This window comes from Neoroseomonas eburnea (assembly GCF_018129005.1).
GTDB lineage: Bacteria > Pseudomonadota > Alphaproteobacteria > Acetobacterales > Acetobacteraceae > Neoroseomonas > Neoroseomonas eburnea.
On the sequence record NZ_JAAEDL010000025.1, the window covers coordinates 50,174 to 66,391 of the forward strand.

The window sequence follows — 16,218 nt, forward strand, 5'->3', positions numbered from 1 at the left end:
CTGCCGAACGCGAGGATGCGCCATCCTGCGCATCCACGAACGGTCTCTCGGTGGGGCGGCGGCTCCGGGGCAGCGGCCCCGGGGCGAACGCGCGAGGCACGATCACCCCACGCCTCCGGCGCGCCGGTTTCGCGCAGCCAAGGCGCACGGAGATGCGCCGCCGCGCGCGGGAGCGCCCACAAGAACCCCGTTGATCTGAATCAACCCCCCCTTGCTCCGGCGCTGCAATGCTTTCCGCATGCGGAAGACAGGCCCATGCCGGCGATGCGCGCAGCCAACGGGGTGAGGGAGGTCGGCGCCCTGCTCGGCGCGGCATCGGCCGAGACGCGCGAGCGGCTCCTCGACGGCGCGGCGCCGATCGCGCTGCCGCGCGGCGCGACGATCTTCATCCAGGATTCGCCGGCGGATGCTCTGCACGTGCTGCTGCACGGCTCGGTCGGGCTCAGCACGGTGGAGGATGGCGGCGTGCCGACGATGGTGGAGATCCTCGTCCCCGGCGAGGCCTTCTCCATTCCCGCGGTGATGCTGCGACTGCCGAACCCGGTGACCGCGGTCACTCTTGCTCCCTCACGCCTCATCGCCCTGCCGGCGCAGGAGGTGCGCGAGGCCGCCGCCGCCGATCCCGGCCTGATGCATGCGGCGATGGAGCAGATGGCGCGGCAGTGGCGGCTGATGCTCGACCAGGTGGTGGATCTCAAGACACGGGATGCGACGCAGCGCGCCGCGCATTTCCTGGCGCGCCGGCTGGTCAGCCCGCGCGGCGCGGTGGAACTGCCGGAACCGCGTGCGGCGATCGCGGCCAGGCTCGGCATGACGCCGGAGAGCCTGTCGCGCGCCCTGCACGGGCTGGAAGCGGCGGGGCTGCTGCGCCTGCATGGCCGCCGGGTGGACGTGCCGGATCGCGCCGCGCTGCTGCGCGTGGCCCTGCCGCGGACCGAGGCCCGTCCTCGCCCGGCCTGATGCCGGCCGGCCTTTCGGCTGATGCGCTATCGGAGTTTCGCCCGCGGCCGCCCCACCGCCCCCGCGCGCCATATCACCGAGCCTGGCCGATGAGGGCATCGGCAGGGCTTTTACCAGCGGCCGCCATTCGCGACCGCTGGTATCGGCCGTTTCATGCCCTCAGGCGCCGGGCGCAAACCTCCGGTCTGCTTGGCTTCGCCGGACCACCGGCGGTCCGCGTTCGCGGCCTCGGCACGGGTCAAGAACTCCTGCCGCACGCATCAGCGGCATGAGGGCTTCGCACCGTGCACCGCGCGTGGTGCCATGCGCCCCGACCGCCAGGGGGAAACAGCATGGCCCGCGTGCCCGACATGACCGTCAGCGACCTGAGGGAAGCCGACCGCGACCTGCTCAAGCGCAATATCGCGCTGCATCGCGCGCTGGCCAACAGCCCGAACGGAGCGCGCGCCTTCTCGGGCCTCGGGCAGTTCATCCGCTACGGTTCGGTGCTCGATGCGCGGCTGCGGGAGTTGGCGATCCTGCAGGTCGGCTGGCTCGCGCGCTCGGCCTACGAATGGTCGCACCATGTGAAGATCGGCTTCGACTTCGGCGTGACCGGGGACGACATCCGCGCGCTGATCGCCGAGAGCGACGGGCGCGGCAGCGCGCTCGATCCGCTGGCGAAGCTCGTGCTGCAAGCCGCGCGGGAAGCCTATGCGGGGCCCGGCATTTCCGAAGCCACCTTCGGGAAGCTGCGCGCGCATCTCGACAATGAGAGGCTGGTCGACCTGGTGCTGGTCATCGCGTTCTACTGCGGGGTGGTGCGCGTGCTGGCGTCGCTCGATATCCGGGTGGAGCCCGAATACCAGCCCTACCTCGACAGGTTTCCGCTGCCGGCCTGACAAGGTCGGGGGGGTGAACCTCCCCCGAACCGCCCACCGCCGGCGGCGTTGCCGGACAACGCCGCCGGGGACCCCAAGCCCCCCCCCCCCTTTTTCTCTGGCCCCCGGGAACCGACTTCGGCTGTCAGTTCCCAGGTGCCAAGGAAGGTTGGGGGGTTCGGGGGGAAGTTCCCTTCCCCCCGACCTTCCCGCCACGCATGCCCCGGCCTCGCCCCGCGCATGCACCCCGCCCTCGACGCGCGCATCCCGCGCGGGCCAGCATGCCGAAATGAACCCAGCCCTTCGTGCCGGCCTGCCCATCCTGATCGGCACGGCGGTGATGCTCTCCCTCGCCATGGGCGTGCGGCAGAGCCTTGGCCTCTTCATGACGCCGGCGACGCGCGATCTCGGCCTCGCGGTGGCCGAGTTCACCCTCGCCATCGCCGCGCAGAACCTCATCTGGGGGCTGTTGCAGCCCTTCGCCGGCGCGGCGGCCGCACGCTGGGGGTTCCGGCCGGTGCTGGTGGCGGGCGTTGTCGCCTATCTCCTCGGACTCGCGGCGATGGCGCTGGCTCAGGGCGCCTTCGCGCTGATGCTCGGTGCCGGCGTGCTCGTCGGCGTCGCGCTCGCCTGCACCGCGAGCGGTATGGCGCTGGCGGTCGCCTCCCGCCCCGTCCCGACCGCGTTGCGCTCGACCGCGCTCGGCATGGTCTCGGCCGCGGGGTCCGTCGGGGCGCTGATCGCGGCGCCGATCGGCCAGGTGCTGGCCGAAGGCTGGGGCTGGCGCGCCGGAGTGTGGGGATTCCTGCTGCTCGGCCTCGCCATGGTGCCGGCGGCCTGGATCGCCGGGCGGGTGGATCGCGTGCCGCCGCCCCCGTTGCCGCCGGGGGAAGCGCCGGGCATGGGCGCCGCCCTGTCCCGGGCCATGACGCACACGCCCTTCCTCGTCATGGCCGGGGCCTATTTCGTCTGCGGGCTGCAGCTTGTCTTCCTCACCACGCACCTGCCCTCCTACCTCGAGATCTGCGGACAGGATCCGATGCTGTCGGCGAAGGCGCTCGGGACCATCGGCGGGTTCAACGTGCTCGGATCCCTGTTCTTCGGCTGGGCAGGCGGGCGATGGAGCAAGGGGGCGCTGCTGGGCGGCATCTACCTGACACGCTCCCTGGTGCTCGGGCTGTATTTCGCCTGGCCGCCGTCGGAGGCTTCGACCCTCGTCTTCGCGGCGATCATGGGCTTCCTCTGGCTCGGCGTGGCGCCGCTGGTCTCGGGCATGGTGATCGAGATGTTCGGCATGCGCTTCCAGGCGATGATCCAGGGCATCGCCTTCATGTCGCACCAGCTCGGCTCCTTCCTCGGCGCCTTCGGCGGCGGGGTGCTGTTCGACCTGAACGGCGACTACGTGCTCGCCTGGCAGCTCGGCGTCGGGATGGGGATGGTGGCGGGGGCGGTGCAGCTCGGCTACGCGCTGCCGCGCACCGGCCCGCCGAGGCCGGCCGCGGCCTGATCCTTTTCGCCAATGCCGGTTTCGCCTATGTGCCTGCCCGATCGTCGTTCCCTGGGAGGAAACCCCGCATGAACCGTCGCGCCCTGGTGGGGGCAGCGGCCGCCGCCGCCCCCGCCGCACTCGCCGTCCCCTTGGCCGCACCCGCGCTGGCCCAGACGCAGATGCCCGAGGTGCGCTGGCGCCTCACCTCCTCCTTCCCGCGCAACCTCGACGTGCTGTTCGGCACGGCGGAAGGCATCGCGCGCCGGGTCGGCCAGCTGACGGACGGGAAGTTCCGCATCAGCGTCTTCCCGGGCGGCGAGATCGCCCCGCCGCTCGCCGCGCTCGACGCGGTGCAGTCGGGTTCGGTCGAATGCGCCCACACGGCGTCCTACTACTATGTCGGCAAGGATCCGACCTTCGCCTTCTTCACCGCCATGCCCTTCGGCATGAAGAGCCGCCAGTTCACCTCCTGGTGGCGGCATGGCGGCGGCAGCGAACTCGGCGCCGAGCTGTTCCGCGACTACAATGCGGTCGCCTTCACCGCCGGCGACACCGGCGCGCAGATGGGCGGCTGGTTCCGCAACGAGGTGCCGAACCTCGCCGCACTGCAGGGGTTGAAGTTCCGCATCGCCGGCTTCGCGGGGCAGGTGTTCCAGCGCCTCGGCGCGGCGCCGACGCAGGTGGCGGCGGCGGACATCTACCCCTCGCTCGAACGCGGCACGCTCGATGCCGTCGAGTTCGTCGGCCCGCATGACGACGAGAAGCTCGGCTTCGTGCGCGTCGCCCGCTACTACTACGCGCCCGGCTTCTGGGAACCGGGGGCGCGGCTGCACTTCATCGCCAACCAGCGCGCCTATGACGCGCTGCCGGATCTCTACAAGCACGCCATCGAGGTCGCCTGCAACGAGCAGGATTCCGAGATGCTGGCGCGCTACGACGACCTGAACCCGAAGGCGCTGCGCCGCCTGGTCGCCGCCGGCGCGCAGCTTCGCTTCTGGCCGCGCGACGTCATGCAGGCCGCCTGGCGCGCCGCGCACGAGGTCTACGACGAGACCAGCGGCCGCAACCCGCGCTTCAAGAAGGTGTGGGATTCCTACCGGCCGTATCGCGACGAGCTGTTCCAGTGGTTCCGCGTGGCGGAGAATTCCTTCGACAACTTCGCCTTCCCGGCGGCCGCGGCGCAGCGGTAGTGCTGCACCGCAAGCCCTCCTCCACCGCGCCACGGGCAGGTCTCGTGGATCGGTATGGGGGGCTTGCCGCGGTCCTCGTGGTTGCGGCGGCGCTGCGGCTGCACAACCTCGGGGCCTGGGGACTCTGGGTGGATGAGGTCGCGACGGCATACTTCGCGTCGCTTCCGTGGGACGAGCTCTTCGGGCCGGTCGCACGGATCGAAACCAACCCACCCGTGTACTACGGCTTCGTCAAGGCCTGGATGGCCCTGGCAGGGAGCAGCGACGGCGCGCTGCGCCTGCCCTCGGCCCTGGCCGGCATCGGCTCCGTGGCTGCCACCTGGGTGCTGATCCGCCAGGCCTTCGGGGCGCGAGCGGCGTTGCTCGCCGCGCTGATGCTGGCCGTCTCGGCGGCCCATGTCTTCGAATCCCGCGAGGCGCGGCCCTATGCCTTCATCTTCCTCTTCTACGGGCTCGGCCTGCTGGCGGCGCGCGCGATGGCGGAGAGGCTCGCGCGCCCCGGCGCTTTCCCGGCCTGGCCGGCACTGGCGCTGGCCGTCGCCGGCGCGGCCACCGCGGCGATGCACTATACGGGCATCCTCGTGGCGGCCACGGCCTATGCCTATGTTCTCGCCCTGCTGCTGGTCCGGCGGCAGGTCTCATGGCGTGCGCTGGCGTGGATCTGCGCGTCGGGCATGCTGTGTCTCGTTCTCGCCGCTCCCATCATCGCGCTCGCCCTGCATCTGGCGGCGGATCCGTCGAACAGCGCATCCTGGCTGCGGGCCGCGAAGGGTGTCCGCGTCCCGCGCAGCCTGATCGAGACGCTGTTCGTCAATCCCGCCGACATGATGCCGGACGATGCGCTGCGGATCGTGGTCTCCTTCGCTGCGTCCTTCTTCGCCTTCGTCATGCTGTGGCTGGGGATCCGGGCAGGCGGCCTGCGCCGGGAAGCGGCCGCGCTCGTCGGCGTCCTGGGCTTCGCGCTGCTTCTCTTCCTGTGCGCGGAGATGATCAGCCCCATCATCGTCCCGCGCAGCGTGGCCTTCGCCACGGTCCCGGTGATCGGGCTGATGGCGGCCGCGATCGCCACCGTGCCGGCGCGCGGCCTGCGCGCCCTCGCCTTCGCGATCTTCACGGTGATCCAGGGACCGGCCCTCGCGATCGCCGTGGGGGCGCCCTATAGCGAGGACTGGCGGGCGCTCGCCGCCGTTCTGGCGTCGCGGGCCACGCCGCCGGATGTGGTCGTCACGACCGGTGCCTTCGAGGGCCTGGCGCTGATCCGTTCCGACGGCGGCCGCCATCGTCCCGACATCGTCGTGCCTCAGACCAACGGCATGCCGTTGCAGATACGCGTGGTGCAGTCCGTCGAGCATGCCACGGCGACACGGGCGGATGGCCTTGCAGCCGCCATCTGCGCGCGCATGCCCGGCCCGGCCTCGGTCTGGGTGGCGATGCGCAGCAGCGTTGCCCTCGACCAGCTGATGCCGGTGATGGAGGCCTCGTTGGAGGCCGCCGGCGCCAGGCGCGTGGGACGGTACATTCGGGGCGTGCTCGCCCTCGACCAATGGCAGGGGCTCTCCTGCCCGAACGCAGCCCCGCGCGCCCCGGCCTGAGGCCGACCGCGCAGCCTGGAGTGCCCCATGCACCTCGCCTCGCTCTTCTCCGCCCTGCTCATGGGCCTCGTCGAGGGACTCACCGAGTTCCTGCCGATCTCCTCGACCGGGCATCTGATCCTGCTCGGGGAGCTGATCGGCTTCCAGGGCCCGCCGGGCAAGACCTTCGAGATCTCGATCCAGCTCGGCGCCATCCTCGCCGTGGTGATGATCTACCGCGAATTGATCCTCGACCTGCTGCGCGGCATGTGGGCGCCGGGGCGGGAACGCTTCTACGTGATCAACCTGATGCTCGCCTTCCTGCCGGCGGCAGTGATCGGAGCGACGCTGCACAAGACGATCACCGAGATCCTGTTCAATCCCTGGGTCGTCTGCGTGGCGCTGATCCTGGGCGGCATCGCCATCATCGCGATCGAGCGGGCGCGGCCCGAGCCCTCCATCCGCTCGGTGCCGGAGATCGGTCCGCTGGCGGCGCTGCTGATCGGCTTCGGCCAGGCGCTGGCGATGATCCCTGGCACCTCGCGGTCCGGCGCCACCATCATCACCGCGCTGGTGATCGGGGTGGAACGCCGGACGGCGGCGGAATTCTCCTTCGTGCTCGCCATCCCGACCATGCTCGCGGCGACGGTCTACTCGCTGTGGAAGGCGCGGGCGGAGGTGGATTTCTCCGCCTTCGGGCAGATCGGCGTCGGCTTCCTGACCGCCTTCGTCGTCGCCTTCTTCACCGTGCGGGCGGTGCTGGCGGTGATCGGGCGCATCGGCTTCACGCCCTTCGGCTGGTACCGGATCGGGCTCGGCCTGCTGATGCTGACCGTGCTCGCCCTGCGATAGGCGCCGCCGCCCGGCGCGGCGGATCGCTTCCGTCGCCCGGGGCCGCGTGGCACTCTCCGTCCGATGGTGGAAGGGGGCGCGATGGCCGGGCAGGGGCAAGGCTCGATCCTGGCCGCGCTCGCCTGCGCCGTCTGCGTGCTCCTCGTACCGCCGCTCCTGGTGCCGCTGCCGCCTCTGGTCGACTACCCCAACCACCTGGCGCGGCTGTGGCTGATAGCCGGGCATGCCGAACGCCCGCCGCTCGACGCGATCTATGTCATCGACTGGTCGCGCGCGGTCACCAATATCGGGATCGACCTGCTCGCGCTCGGCCTCGGACGCGTCATCGGAGCCGACACCGTCGGCCGGCTCGGGGTCGTGCTGGCGCTGCTGCTGCCGGTGCTGGGGACGCTGGCGCTTGGCCGCGCCGTCGCCGGGCGCTGGCATGCGGCCATGCTTCTCGCCCCCGCCCTGGCCTGGAACCTGCCCTTCGCGGCCGGCTTCCTGAATCACCAGATCTCCGTCGGGCTTGCATTGCTGGCAGCGGCCATGAGCGCCGCGCTGCCGGGGCGACCCGTCCTGCGCGCGATCCTCCTGTTCCTGGCAGGTCTCGTCATCATCGTCGTCCACCTTTTCGGCGGCCTGTTGCTGATCGCGCTCGTCGCGGCGCTCGCGATCGGGGAGACGATTCCGGCGCGCGGTGCCCGGAGCCTGGCGGTGCGACGGATCGCCGTCGCGGCGGCTCCGCCGGCACTGGCGCTGGCCACGTTTCTGCTGCTCGCGCCGACGCTGCCCGGCGAAGCCGGAGAGAGCGCGGTGCCGCGCTGGTTCTGGACCTGGCGGCCGGACATGAAGGCCGGTGCGGCCCTCGCGCCTTTCGTGACCTACCATGTGCTCCTCGGGCAGGCGGTCGCGCTGCTTCTGCTGTTCCTCGCCCATGCCGCCGTCCGGCGCGGCTGGATCCGATTCCACGCCGGACTCTGCGCGCTGGCGGTCGGGCTGTTCCTCGGCAGCCTGGTGCTGCCTTCCAGCCTCGGCGACACCGAGCAGATCGAACTGCGGCTCTCCTGCGCTGCCGTGCTCGTCGCGATCGCATCCCTGCGGCCAGGGAGCGCCATGCCTCGCCGGGCCCGGCAGTCGGCGACCGCCGGCCTGCTGGCCATCACCTTCGTCTTGAGCGGATGGGTCCTGCACGATTGGCGCCTGGCCGCCCGCGATGTGGCAGCGGTGGAACGCGCGCTTGCCGCCCTGCCGCGCGGCGCCGCGGTGCTGCCGGCCGAGGCAGGGGACGATACGCGGAGTTCCGCGGCGCAGAGCCCGCGGCTGGCGGGAAGCTGGCCGCTCCACTCGCATTATGGGCTGCTGGCCGTCATGCTGCGCGATGCTGCCGTACCTGGCCTCTTCGCGCTCGCCGGAAAGCAGCCGGTGCGGCTACGGGACGCGTGGCGGCATCTGGCGCCGACGGGCAGCAGCCTGCCGCGCATCCAGGACCTCGACTCGACGCAGGCCGGGGCGACGGGCAATGGTCCGCCGCGGGACTGGCGGGAGAATTTCGGCTACCTGCTCGTTCTCGACGCAGCGGGTGCGGATGTGGCGCCGCCGCCGGCCGGGCTCGAATTGCTTGCCGATGAGGGCTTCGCGCGGCTCTACAGGGTGGTGCCGCGCTGATCCACGGCGCCGGCGCTGCCGCCAGACTCACCGCGGCCCGACCAGTTCCATCACCTCGAGGATCGCGCCGTTCGACGGCTGCGGAAAGACGGCCCGCCAGCGGTCGGGCCCGATGCGTTCGACCGCGGCGACGCGGTCGCGCTCGCCGTCCCAGCCGTAGGTCGGAAAGCCGGTCTCCGGCCCCAGCGCCTCGGTGCCCACCAGCACCGAGCGCACCGGTCCATCGTGGAAGATGACGCCCGCCATGCGCCGGGGTCCGTCGATCTTCTCGAAGTAGGTGACGCCGAAACTCGCCCAGACCCGGCAGCGGAAAGCCCCCTGCGCGACAAAGGCGGGCGCCGGGCCATCCGCAGCACCGACATGCAGCGACCGGCAGCGGTAGACGCCGCCGGACGGATGGGCGCCGTCCAGCGCCGCCAGGGGGTCCAGAAGCATGCCCTCGGCCGCGATCTCCGCCTGATGGCCGCCGCGGCGTGCGCTTTCGAGCGCGGCGGCCCAGGCACGGTCGAGGCCGGCCATGCGGCGGCGGTCGCGCGCCTCTGCCTGGCTGCGCCAATCCGCGCCGGGAACCACGGCGACGACCGCGGCCGGCTCCTGCCCCGGCCCGAGCCGCCGGCCTTGCGCCATGGAGTCCGGCGACGCCAGCGTCATCATCGTCAGCCCCCCGGCGATCCAGGCGCGCATCGACCCCCTCCCGATCCTGGCGCACCAGGCCCGGCCTCGGGCAGCCATGCGCGCAAGCGGCGCGCGGGCTCAGGGCGCGCCGTCCACCGGGAATGGAACCGCTTCGGCCGGGCGCCGCAGTGCGGCGCGTCACGCCGCGCGCCTGGTCTCCGCCCCGCCGCGCACTTCCATCACGCCCACCACCTGGCCGAGATTGCCGAACACCAGACGGACCATCCCGGCGGGCATGGCCTCGAGCGCGATCTCGACGCGCATCGCCTCGCCCTCTCGCCGCGCGAGGACGAGGTCGGGGATGAGGTCGCGCTTCGCGAGCGGCTGCAGCAGGCGGGAGAGCAGGCCCGGCGAGGCCTCGGCGAGGACCGAGAAGCGCGCGGGCACAGGACGTTCGGGATCGGACATGGCGGCAGGAGTTCCAGGCAGGGCAGGAGGGGCGGATCGGACGGTGCGGCCGCAAGGCGCGCCCACCCCGGGGCGCAGCCTCAGTCGGCCGTGCCGGTAATTCGCCCTGCGATGCGCCGATGCGCTGCCATGGCGGCACCATAACAGCATGGCCGCGGCGGCGCCAAGCTGCGACGTTCCGGCCGCGCGGATCCTGCGCTAGCCTTGCGCGGACACCGCCGCCGCCGGAGGCCTTCGCATGCTGCGCCGCAACCTGCTCCTCGCCGCACCCGCGCTGCTCGCCGCGCCGGCGCTGGCGCAGTCCTATCCCGGCCCGGTGCGGCTGGTCGTGCCCTTCGCCACCGGCGGCACCACCGACATCATCGCCCGGCTGATCGCCGAGGAGATGGGTCGCCGCCTCGGCACCACCGTCATCGTGGACAACCGCCCGGGCGCCGGCGCGACGCTCGGCACCGGGCTGGTCGCGCGCGCCGCGCCGGACGGGACGACGCTGCTGATCTCCACCATCTCCGGCATGGCCGTGGGCAACACGCTCTACCGCGACCGCATCCAATGGGACGCCGACCGGGATTTCGCGCATATCGCGATCATCCTCGGCACGCCGTACCTGCTGCTGGTCAACCCGCGGACCTCGATGCGCAGCGTGGCGGATTTCGTGGCCGCGGCGAAGCAGCCCTCCGGCCTCGCCTTCGCCACCAGCGGCATCGGCTCGGTGCCGCATCTCGTCGGGCTGCGCATGGCGCAGGCAGCGGGGTTCGAGCTGCAGCACATCCCCTATCGCGGCGGGTCGCAGGCGGCCACCGACGCGATCGCCGGCGTGGTGCCCTCGGTGATGGACAGCCTGACGGCGGCCTCGGCCTATATCCGCGCTGGCAGCCTGCGGCCGCTCGCGTTCACCACGCGGGAAAGGATCGCCGACTTCCCCGACATCCCGACGCTGGTCGAAAGCGGCTTCCCCGGCATCGTCGCCGATGGCTGGGCCGGAATCGCGGCACCGGCGGGCACGCCGCGCGCGCTGCAGGAGCGTCTCGCAACCGCGATACGCGAAGCGATGGCGGCGCCGCAGGTGGCGCGCCGCTACGCCGAGACGGCGACGCTGCCCGGCACGCTCTTCCTCGATGACGCGCAGGCCTTCGTGCGCGCGGAGATCGCCGCCTGGGCGCCGGTGGTTCGCGCCTCGGGCGCGACGCCGGGCTGAGAGCCCGGCCGGAGACGCGCCTTGCGGCGCGTTTGCGGACCGGTGCCGGACTTTCCAAACGGTCTCTCGGCGGGGGGACAATTTCGCGCTGGCGCAGGACGGCGCATCGGGTTTTGATCGGCATCAACGACCGCGCGGCGGACGTCACGCATCACGGCGGGGACCCCGCGGCTCGCTACAGGGAGGAGACCAGCCATGCCACGTGTCGCACTCGTCACCGGAGGCCAACGCGGCATCGGCGCCGCAATCAGCGAGGCGCTGCAGGCCGCCGGCCGCAAGGTCGTCGCCTCCTACGCAGGAAACGACGCCGCGGCGGAGGCGTTCACCAAGCGCACCGGCATCCCCTGCTACAAGTTCGACGTGGCGGACTATGATGCCTGCGCCAATGCGATGAAGCAGATCGAGGCCGAGGTCGGCTCGGTCGAGGTGCTGGTGAACAATGCGGGCATCACCCGCGACGGCACCATGAAGCGCATGAGCCGCGAGATGTGGGACGCGGTGATCGATACGAACCTCGGCTCCTGCTACAACATGTGCAAGCTGGTGTGGGACGGCATGACGGCCCGCAAGTTCGGCCGCATCGTCAACATCGGCTCGATCAACGGCCAGGCCGGGCAGTACGGCCAGGTGAACTACGCCGCCGCCAAGTCCGGAATCCATGGCTTCACCAAGGCGCTCGCGCAGGAAGGCGCGCGGACGCAGATCACGGTGAACGCCATCGCGCCGGGCTATGTGGACACCGAGATGGTGCGCGCGGTGCCGCCCGACGTGCTCGAGAAGATCGTCGCGCGCATCCCGATGGGCCGGCTCGGCCGCGCCTATGACATCGCGCGCGGCGTGGTGTTCCTGACCGCCGACGATGCGGATTTCATCACCGGTTCCACGCTGTCCATCAACGGCGGGCAGCACATGTACTGAGTCCTGGAGGGGGGATCGCCGGTGGCGCTGCCCCTCGACCTCCCCCCTTCGCCGCGCGCGGCGGACGCGCCATGATGGCGTCCAACCGCAGAAGGGGAAGCACCATGGGCTACGCCATCATCGCCTGGGACGGTCCCGATCCCGCGCGCCGCACGGCGGTGCGCGACCGGCATCTCGCCGTCATCACCCGCTGGGCGCAGGATGGGCGGCTCGCCCTCGGCGTGCCGCTGTTCACGCCCGATTGGAAGGCCGCCGGCTCCCTGATGGTGCTGGAGGTGCCGGACAAGGCCGGCCTCGACGCCTACCTGGCGGAGGAGCCCTTCGCCGCGGAAGGCGTCTGGGCGAGGTGGGAGGCGCACCCCTTCCGCATCGCGCCGCTGCCCTATCGCCCGCTGCCGCAGCCGGGTGAGCCGATCTCCGCCAGCCGCACGCATACCGTCATCGTCGCGATGGATGGCACGGATGCCGAGGCGCCGGCGCGGCGGATGGCCGTGCGGGCGCAGCACATGGCGCGCGTCACGCCGATGGCGGCCGACGGCACGCTGGCGATGGGCGGAGCGATCCTGGACGAGGCCGGCACGATGCGCGGGTCGATCGCGGTGACACGCCACGCGACGGATGAGGCCGCGCGTGCCTGGATGGCCGAGGACCCCTACGTGACCGGCGGCGTGTGGAAGGACATTGCGCTGCACGGCACTCGCTTCGCGCCCCTGCCGTACCGGGCGCTGCCCGGCGCGGCGTGAAACGCCGCATTCTCGTGCCGGACCGGCCGAACGCCCCGCTGATCCCGACGGCCGCCATTCGCGACCGCTGGTATCCGTCTTTTCGTGCCCTCGGACGCCGGGCGCAAACCTCCGCCTTGCTTGGCTTCGCCGGAGCACCGGCGGGCCGCATTCCGGATCCTCGGTCACGTTGCAAGGCAAGGTGACAGGGTGCCCGTCGCGGCCTCGGCACGAGGCAGGAACTCGCGCCGCTGGTATGACATGACAGCGGGAGCACGCCCGTCCGAACTTGGCGCGACGGGTGCAGGGCGCAGTGCCGGCAGGGCGGCCGCACGCCAGGCCGGCCGCGGAAGACGCGAGCGGCTTCTGTTCGCTCCGACCTGCGACAGCCTCTCCGAACCTTTGTCTTCACGAGCATCTTCAGCCGATCGGGTGTTTCCACCCGATCGGGATCGGCTCCGGGCCGCGCGAAGCTGCATCCTTCGCGCGCTTGCGGCGCGGCGTCAGCCCAGCGCGCCGCCAGCCCGCAGCGCCTCGACCTCGGCCGCGCCGTAGCCGAGCATGCCCAGCACCGTCTCGGTATCCGCGCCGAGGGCAGGCGCCGGACGATCCGGCCCGTCGGGCAGCGCAGGGAAGCGGACGGGCTGGCGCACGGACCGCGCGAGGCCGGTGCCGTTCGGGGCGAAGAAGTCGACGTCCTGCAGGTGCGGATCGCGCAGCAGGTCCTCGAGCCGGTTCACCCGCGCATGCGGGATGTCGAGCTCTTCCAGCGCGCGCAGCCATTCCGCGGTGCTGCGGCGGGCCATCTCCTCGGCGAGAACGGTGTAGAGCTCCGCGATGCGCCTGCTGCGTTCCCCGGCATCGCCGAACCATGGCGCGTCCAAGATGTCCTGCCGGCCGGTGAATTCCAGCAGGCGGCGCCATTGCTGCCCGGTGTAGGGCAGCGCCGCGATCCAGCCGTCCAGCGTGCGATAGGGCCGGCGGTCGGCGGCGAACATGCGGTGGTAGCCGGCGGATTCCGGCGGGCCGCCGAAGCTCGCCGCGGCCAGATGCTCGTTCAGCACGAAGGCGGCGACGGCCTCGAACATCGCCGCCTCGACCTCGATCGGGCCTGTCATGCCGCGGCCGCGCGCGGCGATCGCGGCCATCACGCCATAGGTCGCGGTCAGGGCCGCCACCTTGTCCGCCATCACGCCGGGGACATAGGCAGGGTCCTGGCCGCGGTAGGAGGGCAGCGCGGCAATGCCGCCGGCGGCCTGGATGACGTCATCGAAGGCCGGGCGCCCGGCATAGCGGCCGCCGCTGCCGAAACCCACCGCGGCGCAGTAGATGATGCCGGGATTGATCGCGGCGACCGGCGCGAAGCCGAAGCCAAGGCGTTCGATCGCGGCGGGACGCATGTTGTGGACGAAGACCTCCGCCCAGCGCAGGAGGCGCCGCATCACCTCCCGCCCCGCCTCGGTCTTGAGGTCGAGCACCACGCACCGCTTGTTGCGGTTGTTGTTCACGAACATGGCGCTGTCGCCCTGCGGGCCGCGCGGGTGGATGCCTCGGGCGAGGTCGCCCTCGGGGCTTTCCACCTTGATGACATCGGCACCGAAATCGCCGAGCACCTGGCCGATCAATGGCCCGTAGATCACGCTGGTGAGATCGAGGACGCGGAGGCCCGACAGCAGAGGCACCATGCCCGGATCACTCCGCCCGGATGCCGGCGTCGGCGACGACCTGGCGCCAGAGCGGCAACTCCCGGCGCAGGCGTTCCGACAGCTCCGCCGGGCCGGTCAGCAGCAGCCGCCCGCCCGCCGCCGCCATGCGTTCCCCGAGCGGCGATCCGCCGCGCAGCGGGGCGAGCTCGGCACCGAGCCGCGCAACCGCTTCCTCCGGGAAGCCGCGCGGCGCAAACAGGGCGAACCAGATGGTGATGCCGGTGCCAGGCACGACCTCGGCGATGGAGGGCACGTCGGGCACCGCCGGCACGCGTTCCGGCGAGGTGACGCCGAGCAGCCGGCCACGGCCCTCGCGCACATGCGGCAGCAGCGTCGCGAGGTCGCCGCTCATCACGTCCACGTCGCCGGCGAGGAATCCGCTGATCAACTGCCCACTGCCGCGATAGGGCACGTGCTGCCAGGCGATCCCGGCGCGCGCGCCGAACAGCGCCGCCGCCATGTGCGTGGTGGTGCCGTTGCCGGAGGATCCGTAGGTGATGCGCCCCGGCGCCGCCTTCGCCGCCGCGATCAGGCCCGCCAGGTCGCGGAAGGCCGCATTGGGGCGCACCATGAAGCCCATGCTCGATTCCGAGACCACCGAGATCGGCACGAGCTCGTTCACCGGGTCGTAGCCGATATCGGGCTGCACGGCGGGCTGGATCGCCACGGCGCCGGTGACCATGAGCAGCGTATGCTGGTCCGTCGCCGCGATCACCTGCTTGGTGCCGAGCGCGCCACCCGCACCCGGCCGCGTCTCCACCACGAAAGGCTGGCCGAGCCGCGCGGCGAGATGCTCGGCGATGAAGCGCCCGGGAATCTCGACCGGGCCACCGGGGGCATAGGGGATGACGATGCGCACCGGCCGGTTCGGCCAGGCGCGCGGCTGCGCGAATGCCAGGGCGGGCGCGGCGCCGGCCAGCGCGGCGGCCAGCGTCGTGCGGCGGGCGAGCGGCATCGGTGTTTCCTCCCTGTCCTGACCGCAGGCTACGTCCGCGCGCCGAGCGCCGTCCATGCGCCGCCTATTCCGGCGTGATGCCGGCGCGGCGGACCAGGTCGGCATTCGCTGCCAGGTCGCGCGCCACCTGCTCCCGCATGTATCGGCCGCCGGTCGGCGAGGCGGTGATGCCGAGCGGTTCCAGCCGCGCCAGCAGGCGTTCGTCGGAGAAGGTCGCGGCCAGCGCCGAATCCAGCGCACTCGCGATCGGGTCCGGCAGGCCGGCCGGCGCGGCGACGCCAGTCCAGTTCGGCACGATGTAGTCGGGGAAGCCCTGCTCGGCGACGGTCGGCAGGTCCGGCAGCGGGCGGAAGCGCTGCGCCGTGGCGATGCCGAGCGCGCGCACGCGGCCCGCCTCCATGTGCGGCTTCGCCGGCGCCAGCGTGCTGAGCATGAAATCCACCCGGCCCGCCGAGACGTCGATCAGCGCCGCCGCCGTGCCGTTGTAGGGGACGTGGATCATCTCCACCTCGGCGCGCCGCGCGAGGTCGAAGGTCCCGAGATGGGCCGAGGAGCCGACGCCCCAGGTGGCGTAGCTGATCTCGTTCGGGCGGCGCTTCGCCGCGGCGAGGACGTGTTCGAGGCTCTCCCAGCGCGGATGCGCGACGAAGAGGTAGACGGCGATGCCCGTCAGGCCGAGCCAGGTGAAGTCCTTCGACGGGTCGTAGCCGGCGCTGCGCAGCACGAAGGGCGTGATGGTGAAGGTGGCATTGCCGGCGAAGACCAGCGTCGTGCCATCCGGCCGCGCGCGCGCCGCCTGGCGCGTGCCGAGGGTCGTGCTCGCGCCCGGCTTGTGGTCCATGACGAAGGTGCCGCCGAGGCGTTCCTGCAGCCCCTGGGTGATGGCATTGCCGAAGACATCGGGGATGCCGCCGGCGGCATAGGGGATGATGAGGCTGACCGGGCGGTTGCCGGGATAGGCGCCCTGCGCGCGCAGGGCGCGCGGCGCGAGGAGCGGCGCGAGGCCCGCGCCGAGCAGCGCGCGGCGTGACGTGGCGATCCGGTGCATCCCTGTCCTCCCGTGTCGC

15 protein-coding genes are annotated in these 16,218 nt (G+C 72.0%); 10 read left to right on the plus strand and 5 right to left on the minus strand.

All coding sequences use genetic code 11. The features are described 5' to 3' along the window. Positions 1 to 255 precede the first annotated feature (255 nt). The 7 genes from GXW74_RS21055 to GXW74_RS21085 all read left to right on the plus strand — a co-directional run bounded on the left by GXW74_RS21055 (position 256) and on the right by GXW74_RS21085 (position 8,569). Positions 256 to 960 (plus strand): Crp/Fnr family transcriptional regulator, encoded by a 705-nt coding sequence (locus GXW74_RS21055; RefSeq protein ID WP_211848528.1) that lies wholly within the window; start codon positions 256 to 258, stop codon positions 958 to 960. 332 nt (positions 961 to 1,292) lie between these two features. Then, positions 1,293 to 1,841 (plus strand): carboxymuconolactone decarboxylase family protein, encoded by a 549-nt coding sequence (locus tag GXW74_RS21060; RefSeq protein WP_211848529.1) that lies wholly within the window; start codon positions 1,293 to 1,295, stop codon positions 1,839 to 1,841. Positions 1,842 to 2,109: 268 nt separating this feature from the next. Further along, on the plus strand, positions 2,110 to 3,327 hold the full coding sequence (locus tag GXW74_RS21065) for an MFS transporter (protein ID WP_211848530.1): 1,218 nt from the start codon (positions 2,110 to 2,112) through the stop codon (positions 3,325 to 3,327). A 68-nt stretch (positions 3,328 to 3,395) separates the two neighbouring features. Further along, a complete protein-coding gene (locus GXW74_RS21070; RefSeq protein WP_211848531.1) occupies positions 3,396 to 4,499 on the plus strand; it encodes a TRAP transporter substrate-binding protein in 1,104 nt (367 codons plus the stop codon). Positions 4,500 to 4,543: 44 nt separating this feature from the next. Further along, entirely contained in the window at positions 4,544 to 6,091 is a 1,548-nt protein-coding gene (locus tag GXW74_RS21075) for a glycosyltransferase family 39 protein (RefSeq protein ID WP_211848532.1), read from the plus strand. A 27-nt stretch (positions 6,092 to 6,118) separates the two neighbouring features. Beyond that, positions 6,119 to 6,922: an undecaprenyl-diphosphate phosphatase gene (locus GXW74_RS21080; RefSeq protein ID WP_211848533.1), complete on the plus strand. Its 804-nt coding sequence runs from the start codon at positions 6,119 to 6,121 to the stop codon at positions 6,920 to 6,922. Between the two features lie 81 nt (positions 6,923 to 7,003). Then, positions 7,004 to 8,569, plus strand: a complete 1,566-nt coding sequence (locus tag GXW74_RS21085) for a hypothetical protein (RefSeq protein WP_211848534.1) — start codon at positions 7,004 to 7,006, stop codon at positions 8,567 to 8,569. 27 nt (positions 8,570 to 8,596) lie between these two features. Here GXW74_RS21085 and GXW74_RS21090 read toward each other — a convergent pair whose 3' ends face one another. Continuing rightward, on the minus strand, positions 8,597 to 9,253 hold the full coding sequence (locus GXW74_RS21090) for a DUF4893 domain-containing protein (protein WP_211848535.1): 657 nt from the start codon (positions 9,251 to 9,253) through the stop codon (positions 8,597 to 8,599). 129 nt (positions 9,254 to 9,382) lie between these two features. Further along, positions 9,383 to 9,652 (minus strand): hypothetical protein, encoded by a 270-nt coding sequence (locus tag GXW74_RS21095; protein WP_211848536.1) that lies wholly within the window; start codon positions 9,650 to 9,652, stop codon positions 9,383 to 9,385. A 238-nt stretch (positions 9,653 to 9,890) separates the two neighbouring features. Between GXW74_RS21095 and GXW74_RS21100 the strand changes: the two genes are divergently transcribed. From GXW74_RS21100 to GXW74_RS21110, 3 genes are all read left to right on the plus strand, one after another. Then, complete coding sequence (locus tag GXW74_RS21100) at positions 9,891 to 10,850, plus strand: tripartite tricarboxylate transporter substrate-binding protein (RefSeq protein WP_211848537.1); 960 nt, start codon at positions 9,891 to 9,893, stop codon at positions 10,848 to 10,850. A 195-nt stretch (positions 10,851 to 11,045) separates the two neighbouring features. Then, positions 11,046 to 11,768, plus strand: coding sequence for an acetoacetyl-CoA reductase (gene phbB / locus GXW74_RS21105; protein ID WP_211848538.1), 723 nt, complete (start codon positions 11,046 to 11,048; stop codon positions 11,766 to 11,768). A 104-nt stretch (positions 11,769 to 11,872) separates the two neighbouring features. Further along, positions 11,873 to 12,511 (plus strand): YciI family protein, encoded by a 639-nt coding sequence (locus tag GXW74_RS21110; RefSeq protein ID WP_211848539.1) that lies wholly within the window; start codon positions 11,873 to 11,875, stop codon positions 12,509 to 12,511. Between the two features lie 482 nt (positions 12,512 to 12,993). Here GXW74_RS21110 and GXW74_RS21115 read toward each other — a convergent pair whose 3' ends face one another. The 3 genes from GXW74_RS21115 to GXW74_RS21125 all read right to left on the minus strand — a co-directional run bounded on the left by GXW74_RS21115 (position 12,994) and on the right by GXW74_RS21125 (position 16,199). Further along, a complete protein-coding gene (locus GXW74_RS21115; RefSeq protein ID WP_211848540.1) occupies positions 12,994 to 14,175 on the minus strand; it encodes a CaiB/BaiF CoA transferase family protein in 1,182 nt (393 codons plus the stop codon). 7 nt (positions 14,176 to 14,182) lie between these two features. Then, complete coding sequence (locus GXW74_RS21120) at positions 14,183 to 15,151, minus strand: Bug family tripartite tricarboxylate transporter substrate binding protein (RefSeq protein WP_211848541.1); 969 nt, start codon at positions 15,149 to 15,151, stop codon at positions 14,183 to 14,185. Positions 15,152 to 15,215: 64 nt separating this feature from the next. Continuing rightward, positions 15,216 to 16,199, minus strand: coding sequence for a Bug family tripartite tricarboxylate transporter substrate binding protein (locus GXW74_RS21125; protein ID WP_211848542.1), 984 nt, complete (start codon positions 16,197 to 16,199; stop codon positions 15,216 to 15,218). Positions 16,200 to 16,218: the final 19 nt, after the last annotated feature.